Source organism: Komagataeibacter rhaeticus, from assembly GCF_003207855.1.
In the GTDB taxonomy this organism is placed as follows: domain Bacteria; phylum Pseudomonadota; class Alphaproteobacteria; order Acetobacterales; family Acetobacteraceae; genus Komagataeibacter; species Komagataeibacter rhaeticus.
Genome location: NZ_NKTZ01000002.1, coordinates 408,014 through 430,163, shown reverse-complemented (window position 1 = coordinate 430,163; position 22,150 = coordinate 408,014). Strand labels below are relative to the sequence as shown.

General features: G+C 58.1%; 13 protein-coding genes. 7 read left to right on the top strand and 6 right to left on the bottom strand.

Annotated features, from left to right (window positions below; translation table 11 throughout):
- Positions 1–38: 38 nt before the first annotated feature.
- Positions 39–1,121: an acetamidase/formamidase family protein gene (locus CFR78_RS04130; RefSeq protein WP_034932376.1), complete on the bottom strand. Its 1,083-nt coding sequence runs from the start codon at positions 1,119–1,121 to the stop codon at positions 39–41.
- Positions 1,122–1,385: 264 nt separating this feature from the next.
- Here CFR78_RS04130 and CFR78_RS04125 point away from each other — a divergent pair, with 264 nt between their 5' ends.
- Positions 1,386–2,348, top strand: a complete 963-nt coding sequence (locus tag CFR78_RS04125) for a PDR/VanB family oxidoreductase (RefSeq protein WP_034932374.1) — start codon at positions 1,386–1,388, stop codon at positions 2,346–2,348.
- 142 nt (positions 2,349–2,490) lie between these two features.
- Here CFR78_RS04125 and CFR78_RS04120 read toward each other — a convergent pair whose 3' ends face one another.
- The 3 genes from CFR78_RS04120 to CFR78_RS04110 form a co-directional block, all read right to left on the bottom strand.
- Positions 2,491–3,882 carry a zinc-binding metallopeptidase family protein gene (locus CFR78_RS04120; protein WP_051672148.1) on the bottom strand — a complete coding sequence of 464 codons (1,392 nt, stop codon included), beginning with the start codon at positions 3,880–3,882 and terminating at the stop codon, positions 2,491–2,493.
- Between the two features lie 20 nt (positions 3,883–3,902).
- Positions 3,903–5,135 carry an MFS transporter gene (locus tag CFR78_RS04115; RefSeq protein WP_051672147.1) on the bottom strand — a complete coding sequence of 411 codons (1,233 nt, stop codon included), beginning with the start codon at positions 5,133–5,135 and terminating at the stop codon, positions 3,903–3,905.
- A gap of 992 nt (positions 5,136–6,127) precedes the next feature.
- Positions 6,128–7,207: a phosphatidylinositol-specific phospholipase C1-like protein gene (locus CFR78_RS04110; RefSeq protein ID WP_240471468.1), complete on the bottom strand. Its 1,080-nt coding sequence runs from the start codon at positions 7,205–7,207 to the stop codon at positions 6,128–6,130.
- Positions 7,208–7,874: 667 nt separating this feature from the next.
- Here CFR78_RS04110 and CFR78_RS04105 point away from each other — a divergent pair.
- From CFR78_RS04105 to CFR78_RS04095, 3 genes are all read left to right on the top strand, one after another.
- The gene (locus CFR78_RS04105) at positions 7,875–10,100 is read left to right on the top strand and encodes a TonB-dependent receptor (protein ID WP_034932370.1); all 2,226 of its coding nucleotides are present in this window, start codon (positions 7,875–7,877) and stop codon (positions 10,098–10,100) included.
- A gap of 330 nt (positions 10,101–10,430) precedes the next feature.
- Positions 10,431–11,825 (top strand): ethanolamine permease, encoded by a 1,395-nt coding sequence (gene eat / locus CFR78_RS04100; protein WP_110580988.1) that lies wholly within the window; start codon positions 10,431–10,433, stop codon positions 11,823–11,825.
- 613 nt (positions 11,826–12,438) lie between these two features.
- Positions 12,439–14,865, top strand: coding sequence for a TonB-dependent receptor (locus CFR78_RS04095; protein WP_110580987.1), 2,427 nt, complete (start codon positions 12,439–12,441; stop codon positions 14,863–14,865).
- Between the two features lie 258 nt (positions 14,866–15,123).
- Here the strand turns inward: CFR78_RS04095 and CFR78_RS04090 are convergent, their stop codons facing one another.
- Both CFR78_RS04090 and CFR78_RS04085 read right to left on the bottom strand, forming a co-directional pair.
- Positions 15,124–16,416 (bottom strand): haloacid dehalogenase-like hydrolase, encoded by a 1,293-nt coding sequence (locus CFR78_RS04090; protein WP_034933835.1) that lies wholly within the window; start codon positions 16,414–16,416, stop codon positions 15,124–15,126.
- On the bottom strand, positions 16,413–18,497 hold the full coding sequence (locus tag CFR78_RS04085; RefSeq protein ID WP_034933832.1) for a phosphocholine-specific phospholipase C: 2,085 nt from the start codon (positions 18,495–18,497) through the stop codon (positions 16,413–16,415). Before CFR78_RS04085 ends, CFR78_RS04090 begins: the two co-directional genes overlap by 4 nt.
- Before the next feature lie 189 nt (positions 18,498–18,686).
- On the opposite strand from CFR78_RS04085, the gene qhpR reads away from it, so the two are divergent.
- The 3 genes from qhpR to eutC all read left to right on the top strand — a co-directional run bounded on the left by qhpR (position 18,687) and on the right by eutC (position 22,031).
- Complete coding sequence (gene qhpR, locus CFR78_RS04080) at positions 18,687–19,769, top strand: AraC-like transcriptional regulator QhpR (protein WP_034933831.1); 1,083 nt, start codon at positions 18,687–18,689, stop codon at positions 19,767–19,769.
- A gap of 116 nt (positions 19,770–19,885) precedes the next feature.
- Positions 19,886–21,268 (top strand): ethanolamine ammonia-lyase subunit EutB, encoded by a 1,383-nt coding sequence (locus tag CFR78_RS04075; RefSeq protein ID WP_007399454.1) that lies wholly within the window; start codon positions 19,886–19,888, stop codon positions 21,266–21,268.
- A complete protein-coding gene (eutC, locus tag CFR78_RS04070) occupies positions 21,261–22,031 on the top strand; it encodes an ethanolamine ammonia-lyase subunit EutC (RefSeq protein ID WP_110580986.1) in 771 nt (256 codons plus the stop codon). The genes CFR78_RS04075 and eutC overlap by 8 nt, the downstream gene beginning before the upstream one ends.
- The last annotated feature ends 119 nt before the right edge of the window (positions 22,032–22,150 follow it).

Below are 22,150 nucleotides of genomic sequence, written 5' to 3'. Positions count from 1 at the left end.
GGTCATGATCAGGGGGCAGGGCTGCATGGATACAGATTTCAGTCCGTTTTCCGGGCGCCGGAGGGAAAGATATTGCGTGGCATGCGGACATGGACGCCCTGCGTGCCGTCAACGACCTGTGTCACCGTGAAGTCTGACGCAACACTCATCAATGAATAGGCGTCGTTGCGCGACAGCCCCTTTTCTCCCAGCAGATCCAGCATGTCCAGCGAGGCATTCTTCATGGCTGCGTTCAATGTATCTCCAAATCCATGGACGATCCAGTTTTTCGGCGTTTCAAGTAATGGGGACGGGAAGGAGAAGTCCTTGCGCAATATGATCTGGAACAGGACATTCAGCGAAGCCTCGATGGCGGTGCCGCTGATCTCGCCATCGCCCTGACTGATATGGGGATCACCGATGGAAAACAGCCCTCCTTCCACCTGCACCCGGTAATACATGGTGGCTCCGGCCCCGATACGCCAGTTATCGATGTTGCCGCCATGCAGGCCCGGCGGTACGGTACTGACGCGACCGGTGATGTCAGGGGCAACCCCCGCCGTGCCCAGGTGCGGGCGAACCGGCACACGTACCCCCTGCAGTGCCATGCGGCGGTCACATTCGGGGCAGTAGGTAATGCGTCCCGGGGTCAGGTATTTATCCGCGACATCATAGGCGTAGGCAGCCTGTGCCGTGTTGGTGTCAGCATCAAGCTGATAGATGGTCACGCGTTCCGTTTCATCGAATTCCTGATAGAGCTGTCCCCAATGCGCCGCAAGGTTTGAGCCATGCCTGAATCGCGGCTGCATGGACAGATAGCGCACTTCCAGCATGTCGCCCGGCTTTGCGTCGCGGATGTAAATCGGGCCGGTCATGATGTGGACGCCGGGCGTCCGGTCGGATTCAGGTGTTCTGTTCCAGATTTGCCACAGCTTGTCGTCCATCATCAGGTGAGGATCATCTCCCGCATGGTGGGTTACGGCCTCGGCCTGGATCAGGTCCCCTGAACTGATGATCAGAGACGGGGCACGGGCGGCATCAAAATACCCCCAGTGAATGGTCTCGGGCAGGGCATCAAGCCGGTGCAGCGCGCCGGGAACAACGGATGGACGTAGGGTTTCCCCCTCGCACATGAATGTCATGAATGTCCTTACTGGTTGCCGATAATGGGTCATGCGTTATCGAAAGGCGGACGGGCGCTCAGGTGTCGGCCTGTATACGCGCCGTCATGGATGATAATGGTATCACGGGCGTGGAAGTTGTTCAGGTCCGCACCAATACTTGTTCAGCCCATCCTATCGGCAATCAGGCGCTTGTCAGTATTTTGTGGGGGAGGGACAACTGTTCCCACGGCTGTTCCTGTATCAGGGCATGTGCCGTGCTGGCCCCCCGCAGGATGGGATATTATGGAAGAACCGCTGCACGCTGTCCGGATACACCAGATCCATGCGTTCTCTCCTGATATCCGGGTGCTTGACCTGCGGGCGCGGCATGACGGCTGTCTGCCGTCGTTCAGTGCCGGTGCCCATATTGACCTGCACCTGCCCAATGGGCTGGTAAGGCAGTATTCCCTGGCCAATGATCCACAGGAGACACATCGTTACCTGCTTGCGGTTGCGCGGGAAAAAAACAGCCGGGGTGGCTCCGCCTTCATTCATGCTTCAATGCGTGAGGGGGATGTCGTGCAGATCGGTGCGCCGCGTAACCTGTTTCCTCTTGCGGTCGGTACCGGGCAGAGCGTGCTGATTGCGGGTGGAATTGGCATTACGCCGTTATGCAGCATGGTGCAGCACCTTGCCGCCCAGGGGCGTCCATGGACCCTGCATTATGCCATGCGCCACCGTGCGCAGGCCGTCTGTCTTGATATGGCGCATGCAGCCGCCGCGCGGACAGCGGGGGGAATGGTCCAGACCTATTGCCGGGAAGTCGATGGTGCGCGCATGGATATTGCCGGTATTATCCATGCCGCCCCATCCGATGCGCATTTTTACTGTTGCGGGCCCGCATCCATGATCGCGGCGTTTGAGACCGCCTGTGCCACGCTTCCCCGGACACAGGTGCATAGTGAACATTTTGCGCCCGTTGCAGCACCAGATGTAACGGGCGGTTTTACGGTCGTTCTGGCCAGAAGCCGCAGGACCCTTGCAATACCGGCGGGCAAGACCATTCTGGATGTGCTTAAGGCGGCAGGAGTGGCCGTTGCATCCTCCTGCCACGAAGGGGTGTGTGGCATGTGCGAAACCACAGTGCTCGAAGGCATGCCGGACGCCCGCGATTCCATCCTGACGGATGCCGAGAAGGCGGAAGGCAGGACGATCATGGTCTGTTGCTCCGGCTCCCGGACCGCGCGTCTGGTTCTGGATCTGTAATGGCGATGGATTTGTAGTGGCCCGGTAGTCCTCTTTTATGGTTTTACCGTAACCCGGCTCCGGGGCATGGCGCCTTTTTCAAAAAGGCGACACCCGGCAACTATCCTGCCCGGCAATGGAACCTGCCGTGCCCGGAGTGTGGTCAGGATGGGAAGGGACTGTCATCATAAACACCATCCCCTGACACGCATGCCGGCCGGCTTTCATGGCGACCGCATACCGCAAGCATTGTCAGGGCGTATATCAACGCACTGGAAGTCAGGTCATCAGGTGTCGGACGCCAGCGTGGCATGCCTGTTGTCAGGGCGGGGATGCGTTGCATGTTGAAGACATTATGGTCCCGCCACATGCTGGAATAGACAGGATGCGCCATGGGGGCGGGCTGGTGACGCGCCAGTTGCGTTGCAAGGTCGACGGCACCCGCCAGGGGCGCCACACGGGCACTGTCGGCTTCAAAACCATGGCGTACGACCACCGGTTCCAGTTCAAAGCCTTCCAGATCCAGCGTGCGCAGGACGGCATTGAGCTGATGATATATCTCGGCCACGTTCTGCTCTGGTGTCATGATGACTTCCAGATACAGCGCACACACTTCCGTGCCGGCTCCAAAATCGGTGGGACTTCCCCCCCGTACGGACGCGATCTGGGCCTTGGGGCGGGAAATGCCACCGGGACCGGTATGGATATTGTTGTGTTCGTAAGCGCGGCTCCACTCATGGAGTGCATCAATGACCGGGCCAAGGCGGTAAATGGGATTGGGATGGCTGGTGGTTCGTGCCGGGGTATCCAGAATGGGGGTGAACAGTCCGCGCCCCAGAATGCGAATGCGCATGACAGTGTAGCCACACCCCTGCCATGTCATGCCGAAATCCGTTCCCTCCGCGGCAATGGCATAGTCTGGTGCGACGCCACCGTGATGAAAAAGATAATGCGCACCGATGTCCTTGCCCATGTAGTCGATGCCGGCAAACTCCTCAATGGGTTCGGGGCCGATTTCTCCAGGGCAGGCGGTCAGGTACACCTTGCCCGCAAGGTTGATCCCCGCGCGTTTAAGGGCCTTGGCTGCAATCAGCATGCAACTCATCGGTCCCCGGTCATTGGATATCGGATAGCCATGCAGGTGCCCGTCTTCCAGCCAGCATCGTGTCCATTCCGGTTCCGCCAGCGTTGCGGGATGGTAGCGGAACCGGTCCTGTGTCGCGTTGCCGCTTGGGCTTTCGGTATCCAGATGGGCGGTAAACAGCAGGTTGGCACCTGTGCCATGTCCGCCGTATTCGCCAATCACATTGGGCCGTTCGGGTGTGGCACCCGACAGATGGGGGCGGAACCCTTCCGCCTGCATCCAGTCATGTACAAAGGTCGCGGCTGCAAGTTCCTCACGCGAACGACTGGGAATGTTGCCCAGCGCCAGTGCCAGATCCAGCAGTTCGGCCGGGTCAATGGCTGCGGCCACGGCATCGCGCTCGGCCTGTGTGATCGGGTAGGGCGCTTTGGAAGCATTGGCGAAATTGATCATGGCAAGCCTGGTGTCCATGGTGGAGAATGACGTGGGAATTAGCCTGCCTCGGGCATGAAGATATCGGCATCGGCGGTATTCCTGGGCATGGGGCGACGCATGAGCAGGACCGTAAGGAACAGGACGGTACCGATTATTACGAGAGAGAGGAACACCAGCGTGAAATTACCTGTCCGGTCCCGGACCATGCCGCCGATGCCCGGGCCAAGGGCCGCCAGGGTAGAAATCATGCACATGAGCGAATAAAGCTCCAGATTGGCGCGGCGTCCGAAATAGGTAAGCAGCAGCATGGCCGTGCTGACATAACTGGACCCCATGCCAAGACCCATGCAGATGACAAAACCGGACAATGCCAGTGCAGTCGGGGGGAAAAGCAGGCAGGTGGCGGCAAGGCCAAGGCTGCCAAGCGAAAGAAGGGTCAACTTGCGGGCATCCACCTTTTCCCCGCATAGACCGGCCAGGGTGGAGGCCACGGCGCCCACCAGTGCCCCCATGCTGATCAGGGTTGCGGCACGCCCCAGTGTCAGTCCCTGTTCACGGAAGTGCTGTACCGCAAAGGTGTGGACTGTCGTATTGATCAGAAGGCAGGTGGTATAGGCGGCGATGATGATCCAGAACTGTGGCGTGGCCAGGGCCGCGCGGGTCGACCATCCGCCCGTTGTCGATGTTGCCGCGTTTTCCGTGTCGTCATCCTGCCTGAAGTGGTAGCCGTGCGTGGAAAATGCCGCGGCCCCGCCAATGACCAGGGCCGCGCAGCAGCAGATCATCCAGAACACGCGCCAGCTGCTGCCGCTCTGGTTGATCAGGAAAAAAAGCATGGGGCCACACACGGAGCCCAGACTGCCCAGGGTGAAATAGATCCCGATTGGCGTGGAGGGGCGTTGGTACAGCCGTGAAATGACATGCACCCCAGCCACTGTTCCTCCGAAACAGAAGCCCAGCCCCATGAATACCGTTCCGATGTGATAGGCCCGGACCCCCTGTGTCATCGCCTGACACGCGAAGCCCCCTGCAAGCAGGAGTGTCCCTGCGGCAATGGTGGCACTGACGCCCACGGTACGGATGACCACGGCGGGCAGAAGACTGCCAAGCCCGCAGGCCAGTCCCAGCAGGGAGAAGCCGAATCCAGCCTCTCCCCAGTCCATGTGCAGGTCCTTGACCATAAGGGGCAGCACCGCGCCCAGTGAGTTGAAGGTCCCGGCCATGAGCAGGAAATACAGCAGGCTGAGTGTGGTCGTTACGATAAAGCGACTATGTATCTGTGCCAACATGAACCCGCGCCTTGTATGGTGTGCCGGAGATGGGGAAGGAGCCCGGTGACCTTCCGGACTGTCGTCACTGGATAGGGGGGCGTCAATAGATCTTCAGATTGACGGGACCGGAAGACCTGCCTGCAGTCTATGTAAGTGGGTACCCGCCGTCTTGATCACAAACGCCCCGATCCCTTTTAGAAGTACGACATATGCGCCGAACCGGAATTATAACGAATTCGTTACATAGGGCCATTCTTCATGGAAGCACATCACGGGGTGGATGCCCCGGCAGGGGGGCAGGGAGTAAGATCTCTGGTGCTTGAAACCTGAGGCCGGGAAGACAGTCGCGTGTTTTCCGTCCGGATGACGTCAGCGTGTCGTGCGTTGTCTGGAAGATCGTCGGCCGGATTGCTTGGAGACTGTTTGATAAGTCAGCTCATGAGAGCGCTTTAAAATTAAAGAAAGTTTTTGGTGAAGCTTATGGCAGAAGCTTCGAAAGAACGCCGCCTTTTAAAAAAAGGCGATACTCAAAAACTTTTATTGTTTTTTATCAATGATTTATTCTCAAACAGTTTCTTACGTATTTGTGCTGCCCGTCGTGAGAATGGCGACAGGCTAGGCTGCCTTGGCTGTTCGGGAGGCAGTGGGCATGGCGGGTGGAAACAGGCCCGGCATGATGCGGGTAGGTAGCCAGGATCGACCGCGACGGCACGGCCTGTCCGGGAATATCCTGGCCTCCTTGCGGCTCAGTTGGATGTTCCGGAATGCATCAGGAATGGCATGTATTTCCTGCTTATCGTACGGCGGTGTTGCGCTGTAGGAAGGGATTGCCCCGCGCGGGATCAGGCGAATATGCGCATGTTTCATGCGGTCTGCAATGATGCGGACTGCCCTGACGGAAGCCGGTCATGCAAGGCTTCTGCCGATCAGTCTGCTATTCAAAGAAGATTCACATGAAAACGCCTGGCAGTCTTGTTGATATGACATCAAGGCTTTCAGGGACCAACGTACTATTCGGAAACATCGGCAGCGGAACAACTGGCTGGCGCGGTAACGGGGTTGCATCGTGCAATAACCCCACCTGGGAAAGACACGGTAAAATCATGCCACGGTGCCGGTTCAAAAGACGGGTAGTCCGTGCTGATGATCTGTGCGCCGGACTGGAATGCTACGTCCCGGCGGGTGGTGTCGTTCTGTCTGGCTTCAACCGTATTGGCGTCGGAACGGGTCCTGACCAGATAGCCTTCTTTCACCAGATCCTGAATCTGGCGCAGGGCTGTTGTATTGTTGACTTCGGTGCTGCCATTGCCCGCATGCCCCACAAAGCCTTCATTGGCTTCCGTATAGGCGGCATCGGGGGCGCCGGGCTGGCCATTTGTAAATACAACGCGCCCGCGCAGGGCAGGGTGGCCGAGCAGATAGCGCGCCGTGTCATGCGGGCGGTCAAAGGTGAACACCACCTTGCCACGGCCATAGGCCAGTGTGGGCCATCCGCGTGTACGGATGGCTTCGTTCAGGGTTGCGCAGGAGCCACGCACGTCATCCGGGGTGACAATACGCTCACGCCCGAACACGGATAGCAGCTCGGCATCCAGCCTGTCATAGGTGGCGGGAGTGAACTGTTCCGGTCTGGTGAATGCACCATTTTCAAAAGGAACGTCCTGCTTGGTTTCAATATCTATATAAAGTGGCAGGTGGTTGGGATGGGCATCCGACCACGCCTTTATGACCATCAGGCAGTTACGAAGCGGTTCACAGTTCGAGCGCTGGTCAATGTCAACAATATGCATGACCTTGAAGTCCGTACCCTGCGCGTCCGTCACGTCGCTCTGGTCCTTATCGGGCGTCAGCCCTGCTTTTTTCTGCCATTCCGCGCCACGGGGACTTGCATAACGCCTGCCGGTGCGATCCGCATAGATATCAATTTCAAGCTGACGCACGCCACCATCCAGCTGGGCCGGAATGGTACCGTGTTTATAATCCAGTGCCTCGGCCATCTGTGGGGACTGGCCTTTGAGCCAGGCAAGTGTACTGGGGGCAATGCTGCGGCGGTAACTGTTATGCGTTCCAATAATCTGGATCTGGTTCATTTTTACCGCTTCATCAGACGCAAGGCCCGCATGTGGCGCGGATAATGCAAGCAGTAAGGCTATGGCTGGCATGATACAGGAAACTGTTTTCATGAATCTGTCCGGTCAGGCGGTGGAAAAGGAACCCGAAAGTGCAATTCAGGGAACATAGCAAATCCCAAAATGGAATAGAATAAAGGAACGGGATTTTCATATTTCTTTCACGGAAACGAATTCCAGTGACCTGAATCCGGATGGAGCGGTATCTGGAATACTGTCTATACATAAAAATTTCATATATTGATTCTTTACAATATTATTTTTCAAAAATACCATTTTAATTTTATGGTCATGCAATCAATATAACAATACAAATAAAATAAACACATTCATATTAAACTTATATTACACATCATGAATCGACTTTTTATTTATAAAGTTTTTTCATAGTCTCCTGGCCATCTTGCAGTGCCTGTGACTGAAGGCGTGTCTGCTGCGCAGGTAATGCCGCGGTCAAACACGGGTTGCGCCACACATGGGTTGGAAAATTAAGTTAATGAAAAATACGTTTTTTAAGCTTTTTTTATGCTGTGGTATTGCCCTGCCTTACGGAGCATGGGCGCAGGCGGATGGTGCAATGTCAGCAGATCAGCCGCAGCAAAGTAAAAAATACAGTAAAAAATCCAGGGTGCTCCGTACCGGCAAGGCAGATGCAACCGCAGTTGAAAACAGGAATACGGAGCATTCCGGGCTTGAATCCGTTGTCGTAACGGCGCAGCGCCGTACGGAAAACAGCCAGAGCGTGCCCATCTCCATCCAGCATATCGACGGCAAGACCCTGGCCAATGCGGGTTATACGGCCCTGACCGACCTGCAGTACCTTGCGCCGGGCGTGCAGTATGATCCGACACAGGGTGCCGCATTCCAGATTCGTGGCGTAGGGAGTGAGTCCTTTGACTTCTCGAACGCAAAATCTGTCAGTGTGGTGGTTGATGATGTCGTGATGGACGCACAGCGCGCCAACGGCATGATCGGCATGGTTGATATCAATAACGTTGATATCATGATGGGGCCGCAGGGCACCTTGTTCGGCATGAACTCCACCTCTGGCGTGATTTCCGTTACAACGGGAAAGCCTGTGCTGAACAGGCTGACCACGCGCGTGAGTGCCAGTTATGGTGAGCATAACGAGCGCATTCTCAATACCACCCTCAACATACCGCTGGGGGACAGGGCGGCCTTCCGTATTTCAGGATTTGACAACGCACAGGACGGTTTTGGCCGCAATGTCATACTGAACAAGCTGGTCGGTTCCACCAATGAATATGGTGTGCGTGGCAAATTCTACGTTGAACCGACAGACAATCTGGATATTACCCTGCAGGGGGATTATGCCCATCACTGGGATAGCAGCGTCCGTACCCCTGTGGGCGGCCAGACTGCGGCCGTTACATCCGAACTGAATTCATTGGGCATTTATCCAAATGCCAAGAATGCTGATACCGCAGACCCCATATACGGAAATATTGTTTCCCAGGAATATGGCGCGGCCCTGAAAATCCATGCCAAACTGGGTGAAAATGACCTGAACTTCATCAGCGCATGGCGCGGCTCAACCTATGACAACAATACGCCGGTTGATCTGGTGCCGCTAAATGTCTACGCCTACTATCCCTATAATTATGGCCAGTTGAGCACCCAGAAATTCAGCGATGAAATCCGTTTTTCTTCCCCCAGGGGGAAGTTCATGGAATGGCTGGCCGGTGGTTTCTTCAACCGGCTTGACGCACGCCAGACCCAGTATCAGTGGGGCACCGCGGGGTCCCCGCTTTATGTAAACGGGCAGCCCGCGCAGACCCTGTACAACAACGAAGGCGCGGTCGGGCAGAGCGGCAATACGTCCCTTTTCCAGTCACGTAACGAATCCCTGGCCGCGTTCGGACAGTTGAAGTTCAATATTTCGCATCACTTTGATATTGCGATCAGTGGTCGTTATACCCATGACAGGAACTCACAGGGGTTGAGTTTCATCAATTCGGACGTGCAGGCCATTACGGGTTACAGCCCCACCCTGACGCCAACGCATGATGCGCCTGTCTATCCCTGGGGGCAGGTAAGCGGACAGAATTTCTCCGGTCGAATTTCCCCCGAATACCATTTCAACCCCAATGTTATGGCATATTTTACCTTTTCCACCGGGTACAAGCCCGCCGGTATTGCCTTTGTGGGCAATGTATATGACCCCTATCGCAAGGAGACCGTCAAATCTTACGAAGTGGGCATGAAGTCGGAGTGGATGCATCACAGGCTGCGTTTCAACATGGATGTTTTCCGGGAAGACTTTACGGATTTCCAGGCCACGGTGCTGACACCCGTGCCCGCGGGTAACGGCACAACCATCCTGACCAGTGCCATTGGCAATGCGGGCGGACTGGTAAGCCAGGGCGTGGAGGGCAACGTGGCATTCAGGCCCATCCGGGACCTGACCCTGTCCGGTTCAGTCTCTTTCACAGATGCGCATTTTACGGATTACCGGCCCAAGCCGACGGTTGACTATACCGGCACCCGCCTGACCAATGCGCCAGTATGGGCGGCCAACGCGTTTATTGACTATCACCGTGATCTTACGCCGCATCTTGGCCTGCAGGCCCATCTTGATTACGCCTATCGTGGCACGGTATGGACAGTAACCGGTCAACCCGACTACTCCAGGGTACCGGCCTACAGTCTTGTCAACCTGCGTGTCAGCCTTCTGCCACTGAACAAGCGGCTTCAGGTCGGGTTGTATGTGCGGAACATGTTCAATCAGTATTTCTCGACCGGGTATCAGCTTTATGGAACTGCGGGTTACCTGCATTACACATCGCCTGATGCACGGCGCACGATCGGGGGTTTTATAAACTTCAGTTACTGAAACGAATTTTTATGGACCGAACAATATAAACATACTGATGAAAAGCAGAGGGTTCAGGGCGCCGTCTTTTTTCGGAGAGGCGGCGTTTCCTGTTGCTTTTCCGGGTAATGCCGCTTTTCCTGGAAAATCAAGTGCGTGGCGCCGCATTGCCAGAAGACCGGGGGCGGGATGGCAAAACGGCCTGCAGGTCAAAAAAATGTTTCAGAGGGTCAAGAATAATTTTGAGAGAGCAGTTTATCGTAGCGATAGAAGTCAACCCGTACTTCATGTTAATCAGGGCGTCCTGCATACGTGTTTCCTGATATGCCATCATAATTTCTGTTGTGGACAATGACCCGACCCTCCCTGCCTTCCGTGTCTCCCGCCCATTCGTTGCATAATGCCAATAACCCGCCCCGGGAACTCCAGCGTCGGTTCGGTGTTTTTCACCTCTGGGGTATCGCCGTCGGGCTTGTGATCTCGGGGGAGTATTTCGGGTGGAGTTATGGCTGGGCCGCGGCAGGCACGCTTGGCTTCCTTGTTACGACCTTCATGGTGGCGCTCATGTATGCGGCGCTGATTTTTTCCTATACCGAACTGACAACCTCCATCCCCAGGGCGGGTGGTCCCTTTGCGTATGTACTGGCGGCTTTCGGCCCGGTACCTGCTTTCCTGACGGGGTTTGCCTCGATTATGGAATTCGTGTTTGCGCCGCCCGCCATCGCGCTGGCAATCGGGGCCTATCTTCATGTCCAGTACCCCGACGTCAGCGCCACGGCGGCGGCGACGGGGGCCTATGTGGTTTTCATGGCGCTCAATATATTCGGGGTCAATATCGCCGCTACATTTGAACTGGTCATTACCATAGCGGCCATTGTGGAACTTCTGGTTTTCATGGCCGTGGTGCTGCCCGGGTTCTCATGGGCCAATTTTGTCCATGATGGCTGGGCAGGCTCCGATACGTTCAGCCTGCACGCGGTGGGTGGCATCCTGGCGGCCGTTCCTTTCGCCATATGGTTTTTCCTGGCGATTGAAGGGGTGGCCATGACGGCAGAGGAAGCGCGTGCGCCCCACCGGACCATTCCCGTGGCCTATATCGCAGGGATCATCACCCTGATGGTCCTTGCATTCGGTATCATGATCCTGGCGGGAGGGGTGGGGGACTGGAAAGCCCTGGCCAACCTGAATGATCCGTTGCCACAGGCCATGCTGAGCGTTGTCGGCCCCCGCAGCGGTTATGTGCATATGCTGGTATGGCTTGGGCTGTTCGGTCTTGTGGCGTCTTTCCACGGGATCATCATGGGATATTCGCGCCAGATCTATGCCATGGCGCGTGAAGGCTACCTGCCGGCAGTACTCGGGCGGCTGCACCCCCGGTTCGGAACGCCATGGGCCGCGACCCTGGCGGGTGGCGTGGTGGGAATGCTGGCCATTCATGGTGACCGGTATGTCACGATCGGGGGGCAGCCGCTGACCGCGGGGATCGTGACCATATCGGTGTTCGGTGCCCTGACCATGTACCTGTTTGCCATGGCCAGCCTTTTCCGGCTGCGCCGTAACCAGCCGGATCGGGTGCGGCCGTGGTCCGTGCCAGGCTATCCTGTCGTGCCGGGATTTGCCTTTGTCGCGGCCTTCTGTGCGCTGGCCGGCATGGCGATCAGCCACATGGTGATTTTTGGCATCTATGTCCTGTTCATGGGAACGGGACTGCTGGTCTATCTGCTGAACCGGGGTTGCCGCGCCTGACGGCTTCCGTCCCGGCGGGACGGCATGCTTCCTGCCCGGGATCAGGTTGTGTTGCCGCAATATGCCGGACCGACGGGATACGCCCTGCAATACCGTGGGTATTGTGATGGGGATGTTTAACCGCGACGGCAGGGTTCTGGTGGCTGAGTGATGAAGTCTGCCAGCTGCATGGTCTAATTACGTTTCCTGACCTGGAAACGGGTGCACAATGATGTACAGATCGGTTGATGTAATGATTATTCCACGAATATTCATTGTGTTTCATGATTTGTTTCCCATGCAGAGATGTCAACAATATGTTTCATGGGGTCAATTCAGATCCGGATATAAGTTATTATACTGTAATGAAGATGAAGAATTGTTCTGTATGACATTGATGGAAACATTGGGAAAATGGAACGCAAAGACGACCAGACCGGGCTGTGGAACAGGCAGCCGGATCATCTGTTCTGGCTACGGTGCAATGATTGTGGCCGTGGTCGTTAATGGACCTGATCCGGACATTTTTTATGGCTGTCCTGAAAATACTTGTTTTTTAAATTAAAAAAATAATTCCGAATAAAAAATGATGTTTCTGGCTGCATGCTTCTGCTAAGGGTCAAGGGAGAATGATATGAAACACCGTACCGATGTTTTATTGAAAACATTTGCCGCGGTTCTTTTTGTTTCCAGTTCCAATGTTGCGCTTTCCGCCACGGTTGCGTCAAAGGTGAAGCCCGATGGAAAAGTCACCTCTGTCAGCCGGCATGGTGTTGCAACATCATCCGCTTCCAGGGCAATGGCCGCGCTGAAACCGGAAACACTGGGTGTTGTCGGACACCGCCAGCGTGCCGTAGGCGTCAAGGAAGTGGTTTCCTCCCAAATGATCAGGGAGGAAGTGCCCGGAACCAATGCACTGAAAGTGTTGGGGAAAATGCCTGGTATCCTGTTCCAGTCAGCAGATGGGCAGGGGCTGGATATCTGGTCGCAGTCGCTTTACATGCATGGCTTCCTGCTCAATCAGGTTGGGGTCACGCTTGATGGCATTCCGCTGGGGGACCAGCAGTACCATGCCCTGAACGGCCTGAATGTCATGAACGCGCTGGCATCCGAGAATATCGGCCACATGGATGTCTCTATGAGTGCGGGCGCTGAATCCGTTGCCTCCACTTCCAATCTCGGCGGTTCGATCGAATATTTCTCAGCCGATCCAAAGCACAAGATGGGGGGGCAGGTGAACCAGACATTCGGTTCCAATTCCACCATGCACAGCTTCTTCCGCTTTGACACGGGCGACATGAACAAAACCGGCACCCGGATGTTCGTATCCTATATGCGTAATAACGCGGAGAAATGGAAAGGTGGTGGCAACCAGTTCATGCAGCAGGTCAATGCCAAGCTGGTACAGCCGATTGGTCAGGAAAGCCAGATTTCCGCACTGTTCGACTGGGGCGATCTGGACCAGTACCAGTATCAGGACCTGTCGTTTGACATGCTGCATAATGGTGGCGCGGGGATCGACAATTTTATCGGCACGCCCAATGCCTATGCCAATGCCTATCATCTCGCGCTGGCGGCGAACAAGCTGCCAGGGGGCTCCCTGCCCGCGGGGTACAGCAAGATGTCGGACCCGTATGATGCGTCCTATTATGATGGCGGCACGGTTGAACGCGACTATCTGGGCGGCCTGAATCTTGATTTCGCGCTGACGCATCGCCTGCACTGGAAAACCGTTCTGTATGCGCAGGGCCAGTACGGCCGTGGCACATGGGCCAGCCCCTATCCATGGTACAGCAGCGGGCTGATGCCCAATGGCTCGCCGATATTCGACCAGATCACCAATGTCCATGCCCAGCGTGGCGGCTTTACCTCTGCCCTGCATTACGAAATCGCGCATAACGATATCAGCGCGGGCGTATGGTATGAACATTACCATGTGGATGAAATGCGCAATGCCTATTACGAGCCGGTGCTGGGCGAAGGCTCACCGATCAATTCCATGGGCAAGCTGCCATCCCCGATGGCCAATCTGTGGGGTGATACCTTCAGTTCAAACAGCTTTACGGCCTTTGTGCAGGACACCTATCATGTCCGGCCCAACCTGAATGTGCATTTCGGTTTCAAGTCACTGCTTCAGACGGTTGATGGACGTGAAACCGCCAATCTCTCCGCCTATACCGGAACCGATGCCATTGCCAGTGGCAGTGTGACCACGGCCAAGGCATTCCTGCCGCATATCAGCGCGGACTGGCATTTCCTGAAGCATCATGAACTGTTCTTTGATGTGGCGGAGAACGTGAAATCCTATCCCATCGCAGGTTACAAGATGGGGGCCTCGCCCTTTGCCATGACCCAGTCCGCCTATGATTCCATGCAGTCGCAGGGGGGGCTGAAGCCGGAAACCAACTGGAACTATGCTGTCGGTTACCGATACATGGCCAGGATGCTCATGGCATCGCTGTATGCCTACCATACCAATTTCCACAACCGGCTGCAGCAGGTGACAAGCGGGCCCATCACCAACCCGTATTCCGCCGTCATGAACGTTGGCGGTGTTACGATGAATGGTGTTGATGCCGGTGTGACCATCATGCCGGTCAAGGGGCTGTCCATTTTCAATTCCATTAGCTGGAACCATGCAACCTATGATCAGGATGTGACATCCGGCGGCGTGCGCTACGGCACGCAGGGGCAGCAGATCGTCAATTATCCCCGCTTCATGTACAAGGCCAGCCTGACCTATTCCTGGCATGGCGCGAGTGCCCATATCGATACGCAGTATATCGGTGAGCGTAACTTCAGCTATATTGGTGATACCCATGTGCCGGGGTACTGGGTCACGTCGCTGGGCGCACGTTACAACTTCTCTGATCTGGCGCGCAGGAGTGACCGCTACCGGTATCTCAAGCACCTGACGCTCAGCTTCAACGTGTATAACCTGACCAATACGCAGTATATCTCCACCATGGGTGAAAACGGCAACCCGATGAGTGGTGATGACCAGTCCTTCCTTATTGGCGCGCCACGGCAGTATTTCGGATCGGTTGCCATCGAATTCTAGAAAATGGAGGAAGGCACGCCATTGCGTAGTGCCTTCCCACCTCTGGAATGGCGGAACCGGGCCGTTATGGCGGTGCCTTGCGGGCTGATCCGTTCCCGGCCTGGGGATGGCTGGACAACAGGGTGCCATTCATCTACTTGAGTATTGATAAATAAAATATTTCTGGGTGCCGCCTTTCTTGGAAGGGCGGCGTTTCTTTCATCTTCCTGAAACAGGTTCTGCCTTTATGATTTATGGACCGGCATGCGCCTGTTGCGGTCAGGCCAGCAGGCGGGGCGTGGTACTGCCGTAACGGATGGTGGCGGAATCGGGGTACCATTCGCCGGTGTTTTCATTGCGTCCCTGTAGTACGAACCGGGGGACCGGCCCTGCCTGTTCGTGCACCGCGCGGCGGGACAGCGCGCCGATCGGGCCGGGCAGGCAGCGGTTGATGATGACGGCCAGCGCCGTATCGGCAAAATCGTGCAGCATCTCCACATCCCCGTCGCTATCGCCAAAGACCATGAGGGGACCGTACCCCTTCCGCCCCGCCAGTGCCTGACGGATGGCTGTCACCTTTCCCTGCCGGTAGGTCAGTGGCCAGTGGGGTACATCCTGCGCACCGGGATAGGGTGCATCATTGTCAGGGCGCATGCGCACACCCAGAACATTTTCCGCTGGCAGGCCGTAGCCATATTGGGGGTCGGTTGCAAAAACACGCACGATATCCACAAAGGAAGCCGAACAGACATAGACATCAATGCCCTGCGCGCGCAGGCAGGCATGCAGCGTTGCGATCTCGGGCGTCAGGCGCAGGCATTGCATGAAAGTATGGTTGATGCAGCCCGCCCGCCCCGGCCGTTGTGGCGGGGTCTGCCATGTAACCGATGTGATGGCCTGTCCCAGATGCCAGGCGTTGGAAGCCTGGACAAGCCTGCGCAGGCTGTCGGGTGTATGGCCGTTCAGCATCCATATGATCCAGCGATAGGCATGCCCCACGCCGGCACTCGCCATCATGGCATCATAGGCAAAATACAGCTTGGCCCGGAAACACGACAGGACAGGGTCAGTGGCCGTACGTGCCATGAAGCCGCCATCCCGCAGGGGCTGAAGCCCATAGGCCCGGACCAGCGTGGTGTAATCGCCCGTCAGGTCTGCCATAAGTGCGTGACGGTCCACCTGCTGGCCCGTAATGGTGCGGCATGTCGCGGCAAGCAGGCCATGCCCCAGACCGCGCCGCAGGAAAGTGGCAAACTGCGCTGGCGTGACCATGAAGCACAGGTTGTCAATCATGAAACGGAGCAGCGTTTCGGCGCAATCGCCAAAAATACAGGTATTGTCCCAGTCAAACACGGCATAGGGCCTGACCGCCCTGTCGGGCCCGGTCCGGCCATGGGCGCGGATCACGGCTTCGACCGCGTTTCGTGTCGTAGTGGCCCATTTCAGCGGGGGCAGCAGCGATACGGGTGCCGCGCTGCCTGCCGCACGCGCCTTATCTGCCCATTGGGGAACGGCCATGGATGACAGTCCCGCCAGGGCGGCGAACTGGCGACGGGTAAAGGATTTCGTCACGCTTCATGCCCCTTCGACATGTGTGAGGGCGGGATGCCGCCCAGACGCGGATCGCTGCGGCTGGGCCGTCCCGTTTCCAGATGACCGGCCAGCCTGATGGCAGGATGCGGGTGGGTGCCGCATGTCAGGCACAGGTCATACCAGTGATCCGACGGGGCGAGGTTCCACTCATGGGTCATGCCGCCCAGCGGGGGCAGGTCCAGGCGCACCGGCGCGTATCCGGCATATCCCATCATGTCCATTCCGACACGCAACCGCGTCCTGTGCCGGTTGCGTAGCGCCAGGCGCAGGGTGCCGGTATCGTAGGATTCCGTTACCTCCAGCGCGAGGGTGCCGCGTGGTATGGTCCATACCCGGACAAAGCCATTGGGACCATGAAGGCGCAGGGTACGGGTGGCGCCGCCCGGGGGAAGCGGGAAATGCAGCATGCTGCGCCGGTCCACGGTAAAGTGCCGTGGCCCCCGGATATCCAGCCCATACAGGCGGAATACCACCCCGACATTGCCCGGATTGTCCAGCACAAGGGTCGGCACGCCGCCCTGGTCACGTAGCTGCGCGGTATGACGGTAGGGCAGGGGGCGGGCGGGGCGCTGGCCGCTTTCCTGTATGGGTAAGGCCTGCTGGCGTGGCACCTGCGGGGGGACAAGGTGACAGCCTGCATCCGTCTGCGCCGGATAAGGCGTGGTATCGGGCAGGTCCGCCTGCCATTGCCGGTCCGTGGCCGCGAAATCGAAAAGCGAGGTCAGGTCGCCACACACACTGCGCCGCCATGGGGTGATGTTGGGTTCCATGACCCCGAAACGCTGTTCCAGGAAACGGATGACCGAGGTATGGTCGAACATCTGCGAATTGACCCATCCCCCCTTTGTCCATGGCGAGATCACGATCATCGGCACGCGGGGACCCAGGCCGACCGGCTCACCCTGATAGACCTCGCCGGTAACGGCTACGTTGCCGCCACCCTGTGCTGCGTCCAGTGCTGGTACGGGGGCGGGGACGTGATCGAAAAAACCGTCATTTTCATCATAGTTGAGAATGAAAACGGTTCTGGACCAGACATCGGGATGCCGGGAGAGGACATCCATCAGGCGGGAGATCAGGTATTCGCCATATCCCGGCGGCGCATCGGGGTGTTCACTCAGATGCTGGGGCGGTACGATCCATGACACCTGCGGCAGGGTGCGATGTTTGATGTCATGCTCCAGCGCCGCGACCAGAAACTGCCCCTGCGATGCATGGGCATTGCCGGCATCGGAACCCGGCACGATCGCGCGGGCCGCGCGGTAGCGGGCCGAATGGGGGGACAGGTTGCGGAACTGCGCGAAGGAGGCGAGGGGATTATCGGTAAAGTTGTCGTATTCCTGATAGATCTTCCAGCTTACGCCGTGTTCCAGCAGCCGGTCGCCATAGGTTTTCCAGTCAAATGCCCTGAAATCCCTGCGGTCCAGCGCCATGTCGGCCGAGCCATTGCCATCATCGACATTGGTTACGACCTGCACACCATCGCGCCCGCAGGCAAGGCCACTCGTGCCCGTGAACAGGAACAGGCGGTTGGGGTTTGTCGGCCCGAAAATGGAGGCATGATAGTTGTCACAGATGGTGAAGGCATCGGCCAGCGCATAATAATAGGGAATGTCCTGACGGTCGAAATACCCCATGGTCATGGGTGTCTTGGCATCAATCCATGCATCCCAGCTGTTCCATAATGCCTGAGATCCCTTCCAGCTATGGTCAAGGCTGGGCAGGCATCCGGCGCTGGTGGTGGCGGTATTGAAGCGGAACGGCAGCACCGTCCGCCCCTTGCGGTCGCGCTGGAACAGGGGGGAGCGGCCATCGGGCAGGAATTCGGGCTGGGGATCGGAATAGCCGCGCACGCCCTTCAGGCAGCCGAAATAATGATCAAAGGCACGGTTTTCCTGCATCAGGATAATGACATGTTCAATATCCCCTATCCCGCCGCCCCGTCGGTCCGGTGGCACGGCCAGGGCACGCCGCACGTTTTCGGGCAGTGCCCCCGCCATGGCGGTCGCGGCCGACATCCGCAGGAAATGACGCCGGCCTGGACGGATGAAACGGGGCATGGGCCTTGTTCTCCTCATCTTCCCGCGCGGGCGGGGCATCAGGGGCAGGAATGTCCCGCCAGCGTAACGGGCGCGGGTATTAAGGGCTTGACAGAAGACTACATAGTTTTGGCATCATGACGTTAAGGCTTGTTCTGGTCCGTCAAAGCATGAAAATTGGCGGTCGCTTCAAGATGTAGGACAGGGACGATGCTGCCTGGCGATATACCCGGCCCATCAGACAGCACGATCAGGCCACCCCATGTGCTCGCCGCCGCCGCCACGGGCGTGTACCAGTTCATCCGTGAGCAGGGATGCGACCCCGATCGCGTGGCCCTGTCCGCCGGGCTGCGGCTTGACCAGGGCCTGCCCCAGACGGCGCTGCTAGACCTTGCCGGATACTGCCTGCTGTTTGAGGAGACCACCCGCCAGAGCGGATATGCGGGGGTGGGCCTGTCCTACGGGCGGCATTTCACCCCGGACATGCTGGGGCTGATCGGTTTCATTGCCATGGCCTCGCCCACGCTGGGCAGCGCCATAGAAAATGTGGCGGAACTGTTCCCGTATCACCAGAGCGGCACCATGACCCGCCTTGTCTATCAGGACGATGGCTGCGCGCGGCTGGAATACCGTATCCTGACCGGCGGCATCATAGGGCGTGAGCAGGATGCGGAACTGACCATGGGCATGTTCTGCAACATCTTCCGTCATGTCCTGGGGGAAAGCTGGGCGCCACGGGCCATATGGCTTGAACACCGCCGCATTGCCACCCCGGCCGAATATGACAGTGCGTTTGGCGCGCCGGTGCATTTTGGCATGGATGTCAACGCCGTTGTATTTGACAGGGCGGGAACGGAATGTGGCATGCCGCAGGGCAATGTCCGGCTGCTTGACGTGCTGCGGTGCAGCCTGACGGCGCTGTCGCCCGCGGTCACGGCCCGGCCGGTGGAACCGGCGACCGACCCGCTGCTGTCGCGCATCCGTACCGAAATCCGGTATTCGATGGGGCAGGGCGTGCCCGCGCTGTCACAGGTGGCGGAAACGTTGCGCATACCGCGCTGGACCCTACAGCGCCGTCTGGATGGCATGGGCATCACGTTCTCGGTGCTGGTGGAACGGACCCGGCAGGAACTGGCGCGTGAATATCTTGCCCGCCCCATGATGCCGATAGGCGAGATTGCATTGCTGCTGGGATATTCGGAAATCAGCGCCTTCAGCCGGGCCTTCCGTAAATGGACCGGGGTGTCCCCCCGCCTGTACCGTGCATCACGCCAGTCAGGCGGGAACATCTGACATGTGCCGTGCGGAGGCAGGTCAAGTCTTTGTGCCTGTCGGTCAAGATATTTGAAAACAAAAGCTTATAATTCAGACATCGATAAATTACCTCCCATCGGGAAGGCTGTTGTACTGTGTCATATCATGCTTTTCTGGGGGGAGAGAAATTCCGCTTTTCCTCCCTGAAACAGGTGCTTGCCTATGCCTCGCCCTATCGCACCGGTGATGAACTGGCCGGGGTTGCCGCCCCTGATCCCCTGCAACGGATCGGCGCGCGTGAGGCACTGGCGAACATTCCGCTCAGGACCTTCCTTGATGAAGTCCCGGTCCCGTACGAGACGGATGAAGTCACACGGCTGATTATTGACAGTCACGATACCACGGCCTTTGCGCCTGTTGCCCATATGACGGTGGGCGACCTGCGCGACTGGCTGCTCCATCATGAAACCGACGGGGCAACGCTTGCGGCCCTCGCGCCGGGCCTGACGCCGGAAATGGTGGCCGCGGTCAGCAAGCTCATGCGCAATCAGGACCTGGTCAGTGTCGCGCGCAAGATCACGGTCCGCACGGCCTTTCGCAATACGCAGGGGCTGCCGGGGCGCATGGGGTCGCGCCTGCAGCCCAATCACCCGGTGGACAGCCTGCCGGGCATTGCCGCATCCATGCTGGACGGGCTGCTGCTGGGGGTGGGGGATGCCGTGGTGGGCATCAACCCGGCATCGGACAACATGGCCAATGCCCGTGACATCCTGCATATGCTGGAAGGGGTGCGGGTGCAGTACGACATTCCCATGCAGACCTGCCTGCTGACGCATGTGACCAATACACTCCAGCTTATGGAACGTAACGCCCCGGTGGATCTGGTGTTCCAGTCCATATCCGGCACGCAGGAGGCGAATGCGGGCTTTGGCATTTCTCTGTCGGTCCTGTCCGAAGCCCATATGGCCAGCCAGTCACTGGGGCGGGGCACGGTTGGTACCAACACCATGTATTTTGAAACGGGGCAGGGGTCGGCCCTGTCGGCCAATGCCCATCATGGCATGGACCAGCAGACGGCGGAGGTGCGGGCCTATGCCGTGGCGCGGGCGTTCTCGCCGCTGCTGGTCAATACGGTGGTCGGCTTTATCGGCCCGGAATACCTGTATGATGGCAAGCAGATCATCCGCGCGGGACTGGAAGACCATTTCTGTGGCAAGCTGATGGGCCTGCCGATGGGGTGTGATGTCTGTTACACCAATCATGCCGAGGCCGACCAGGATGACATGGACAGCCTGATGATGCTGCTGTGCACCGCAGGCATCAATTTCCTGATTGCCGTGCCCGGCAGTGATGACATCATGCTGAATTACCAGAGCCTGTCCTATCATGACATCCAGACCCTGCGTTCGCTGTTCGGCGTGCGGGCGGCGCCCGAATTCGAAACATGGCTGGCCGCCCATGACCTGATCGATGCCCGGGGGCGGATGCGCGTCAATTCCCCCGATATCCTTGCCAGAATGATACCTTGCGATGACTGATGATCCTCCCGTCTCATGGCAGAGCCTGCGGGCGCGGACCTCGGCCCGGATCGGGCTGGCCCGTGCGGGCAACACGATTTCCGGCGCGGCCGTGCGTGAGTTCCAGTTTGCCCATGTCCGCGCGCGTCATGCGGTATCGGCCACGCTGGATGCCCGCCGCCTGAACCTGCCGCAGCCCTGTATCGAGGTTGAAAGCCAGGCAGCGGACCGCGCGGAATACGTGCGCAGGCCCGATCTCGGGCGGCAGTTGTCCGCCGCAGGCCGGGAGCGCCTGCCGCATGGGCAGTATGATGTCGTGTTTGTCATTGCCGATGGACTGTCGGCCATGGCGGCGGAGCGGCAGGGGGCGGCGGTGCTGGCGGTGGTGCGCCCCCTGCTTGCGGACTGGCGCATCGCCCCGCTGGTTGTGGCGCACAGGGCCCGGGTGGCCTTGGGCGATGAAATCGCAACCTGCCTGGGCGCGCGCTGCGTGGTGATGATGATCGGGGAGCGTCCGGGCCTGCGATGTGCTGAAAGCATGAGCCTGTACATGACATGGAACCCGCATGTGGGCATGCGTGATTCGGGACGGAACTGCATTTCCAACATCCATGGCCATGGCGGCCTGTCCGCCATGGCCGCCGCGAACAGCCTGGCGTGGTTGCTGAAGACGGCCCGCATGAGAGGCTACAGCGGTGTCAACCTGAAGGACGAAACCTGCATTATCGAACACGGCGCGGGTCAGGATCAGAAGGCGGTCGCCACTGACGGGCGGGAAGAATGAAAGCGCATCCGGGTGCGCGTGGCTGATGCGCAGGGCGGCCGGCTGGTAAACCCGCACTGACTCCGGCCCACGGCATGCCGCATCCGCCTGCCCGAAACGGGTATGGGACAGGGGATTTT